Source organism: Granulicatella sp. (genome assembly GCF_057274575.1).
Genome location: NZ_DBHISP010000037.1, coordinates 1 through 3,806, shown reverse-complemented (window position 1 = coordinate 3,806; position 3,806 = coordinate 1). Strand labels below are relative to the sequence as shown.

Sequence of the window (3,806 nt, the reverse complement as noted above, 5' to 3'; positions counted from 1 at the left end):
CTGCTTCTTCAATTTTTCTTTGGACAAATTGATCGATATCCCAAGTAGTGACACCTGGTTTAATAAAATCACGAAGTTGAACATGAATCGATGCTAAAAGCGCTCCTGATTCTTCCATTGCATCAATTTCGCGTTTTGATTTTAATGTAATCATGAAATTAACTCATCCTTTCTAATAAAGGCAATTATATCATATATATGGAAAGAAAGAATAATGATTATAAATATTTACAAATTTTTAATAGTGAATAAACTATAGATATTATATTTATCAAAAAACTATGCTTAGGTTCATTTTGACAAAATTTCTAGATACAAAATAATGCAGCCCTTTATATCAAGGACTGCATTTGAAAATAAAAACATTTGATGCACTTAATCTAACTCAATCTGACCCGTATATAACTTGTAGTAAACACCATGTTTTTCCATTAAGCTTTCATGGTTTCCGCGTTCGATAATTTCACCATGATTCATTACCATAATCACATCAGCATTACGAATTGTAGATAAACGGTGGGCAATTACAAATGATGTGCGGCCTTCCATCAATTGGTCCATTCCGCGTGAAATCAACGCTTCTGTATGGCTGTCGATGGAACTTGTCGCTTCATCAAGAATCAATACTTTAGGATTTGCAACCGCAGCACGCGCAATCGCTAGTAATTGACGTTGCCCTTGAGACAACCCTTCTCCGTCCCCTGTAATTTCTGTTTGGTAGCCTTGTGGTAGACGTTTGATAAAGCTATGAGCATTTGCTAATTTTGCCGCTTTAATCACTTCATCATCTGTAGCATCTAATTTTCCATATCGAATATTATCCGCAATCGTTCCTGTAAATAAATGCGTATCTTGCAATACGATAGAAATGGTCTTACGCAAGTCATCTTTCTTAATCTTCGTTACTGGAATCTCGTCGAAAGTAATAACCCCTGAATCAATCTCATAGAAACGGTTGATTAAGTTTGTAATGGTTGTTTTACCAGCTCCTGTTGCCCCTACAAAGGCAACTTTTAATCCTGGTTCAGCCCATACATTGATGTCTTTTAAAATACGAACTCCTGGTACATAGCCAAAGTCTACATTATGAAGTTGAATATTCCCAACTACTGGAATCCGTTTGTCTCCATCCACCCAGTACCAGTTATCTTTATCTTGTTGATCAAGAGTGACTGTCCCTTCATCAATCTCAGGTACTTCACGCAGAATCGCAAAAATACGTTCAGCTCCAGCCATTGCGCTTAAAAGAACATTCATTTGTTGAGACATTTGCGCCAGTGGTTGCGCGAACGTTCTTGAGAATTGAAGGAAGGAAGCTAACCCTCCGATATCCATCCAATTTATAATAACAAGATAGCCCCCAACAGCAGCGGTAATCGCATAGTTCATATAACTAATATTCCCTAAAATCGGGAACATAATCGTTGAATAAAATTGTGCGTTGTTTGCTGCTTCTTGAAGTTCTCCGTTTAGTTTATCAAATTCATCTAACACTTTATGTTCATGGTTAAATACCTTAACCACTTTTTGTCCTTCAATATGCTCTTCCACAAATCCATTCACTTGTCCGAGAATCGCTTGTTGCGCTGCGAATTGCTTTCCTGACTTGGCACCAAGCTTCTTCACAATTTGGAACATCAAAAATACCATCGCAATCAGTAAAACCGTTAGAATTGGTGAAAGGATAATCATCATGATAAACGTTAACACTAATTGAAGCGTGGAACTGATAATCATCAACATACTGTTGTTAAACGCATTTTGAATATTGTCAAAATCGTTCGTAAAACGAGACATTAAATCCCCATGCTTATTCGTATCAAAGAAACGAATTGGCAAAGTTTGAATATGGTTAAATAAATCTCCACGCATTTTTTCGATTGTATTTTGTCCAACTGTTACCATTAAACGTGCAGAGAAGTAGCTAGCTGTTGCCCCAAGTACATAGACAATGGCGATAAAACCAAGCATTTTTGCTAATCCTGCTAAGTCTCCTGTTTCAATAAAATCATTGATTAATGGACGAATGGCATAAGTTCCAATAATACCTGAAGCACTTGAAATGATTAAGCAGACTACAACAACTGCAAGAGTCATCTTACTCTTCCATAAATATCCCCATAAGTCTGCCAAAGTTTGCTTCATGTTTTCTGGACGTTTTGGCCCTTTAATTTTACTCATCTCCTTTGGCTCCTTTCATTTGGGTTTCGTAAATATCACGATATAAGTCGTTTGTCTCCATCAACTCTTCGTGCGTTCCTAATCCGTTTACTTTACCATCATCTAATACAAGAATATTGTCTGCGCCTTGAATCGATGAAATACGTTGCGCGATAATAATCACCGTTGTATCTGGTAAATGGTTAAAGAAAGCTTCGCGGATTTTTGAGTCCGTTGCCGTATCTACTGCTGACGTTGAATCGTCTAAGATTAACACTGCTGGTTTTCGTAACATGGCACGAGCAATCGTAAGACGTTGTTTTTGTCCACCCGAGAAGTTTGATCCTCCTTGCTCTACACGAGTGTCATATCCCTCAGGCATTTCCATAATGAAGTCATGTGCTTGTGCATATTTAGCAGCCTGAATCATCTCTTCTTCCGAAGCATTCGGATTTCCCCATAAGAGGTTCTCACGAATTGTTCCAGAGAATAAGGTATTCTTTTGTAACACCATGGATACGTTTTGACGCAAATCAGAAAATCGATAATCACGAACATCATGTCCACCAACACGCACCGTACCAGCACTTGTGTCATAAAGTCGAGGAATCAACTGTACAAGAGAGGATTTCCCTGAACCTGTTGGCCCGATAATTCCGAACACTTCACCGGGTTTAATCTTGAAGCTGATGTTGCTTAACACTTCTTCATCCTGTTGTTTTCCATAAGAGAAATGAACATGATCGAATTCCACCTCACCGTATACTTTATCTACAGTAATTGGATATTCTGGTTCTTCTACATCGATATTTGTATCTAACACTTCGAAGATACGATCCATAGACGCTTTTGTCATTGTCAACATGACGAACACGAATGAAATCATCATGAGGGACATCAAGATTTGTGTGATATAAGAAATGAAACTGATAAGATCTCCAGTTGTCATCGTTCCACTAATAACAAGTCCGCCCCCAAACCACATCACCGCAATTGTTACAGCATAAATCGTTAATTGCATGATTGGGTTATTCCACATCACGACATACATCGCATGTAGGGCACGTTCTCTATAGGTTGAGTTTTCTGCACCAAATTTTTTCTTTTCAAACATTTCACGAACAAACGATTTTACAACGCGAATTCCAATAAAGTTTTCTTGTAAAGTTCGGTTAATACCGTCTGTGGCTTGTTGTAATTTTCTAAAGCGAGGAAAGGCTGTAGAAATGATAAGCACTAATGATAGCACTAAAATTGGTATAGCTACCATAAAAACGAGTGATAATTGCGCATTGATGCTTACTGCAAAGAAAATTGCAAAGAGAAACATCATTGGAGCACGTGCTAAAATACGCATCGTCATAATGGCTGTATTTTGAACATTGTTGACATCACTGGTCATACGCGTGATTAAGGATGCATTGGAGAAGTGATCAATGTTTTTAAATGAGAAGGCTTGAATCTTCTTCATTTCAGCAGAACGTAACTCTGCAGCTACTCCAGTCCCAGCAATCGATGCAAATTTTGCCCCCAAAACACCCGCTGAAAGAGACACTATTGCTACAAAAATCATAATGAACCCTTGTTTTGCAATAAAGCCTAAGTCTTTATTAGGAATCCCTTCGTCGATAATTTGCTTCATAATA

General features: G+C 37.8%; 2 protein-coding genes and 1 pseudogene. All 3 read right to left on the bottom strand.

Annotation, left to right across the window (positions count from 1 at the left end):
* Positions 1 to 154, bottom strand: a pseudogene (locus tag ACO5V7_RS08815) (type I methionyl aminopeptidase); the annotation flags it as partial.
* Between the two features lie 221 nt (positions 155 to 375).
* The gene (locus ACO5V7_RS08810; RefSeq protein WP_485485885.1) at positions 376 to 2,181 is read right to left on the bottom strand and encodes an ABC transporter ATP-binding protein; all 1,806 of its coding nucleotides are present in this window, start codon (positions 2,179 to 2,181) and stop codon (positions 376 to 378) included.
* On the bottom strand, positions 2,174 to 3,806 hold a 1,633-nt coding region (locus ACO5V7_RS08805; RefSeq protein ID WP_485485884.1), incomplete at its 5' end, for an ABC transporter ATP-binding protein. The genes ACO5V7_RS08810 and ACO5V7_RS08805, both read right to left, overlap by 8 nt.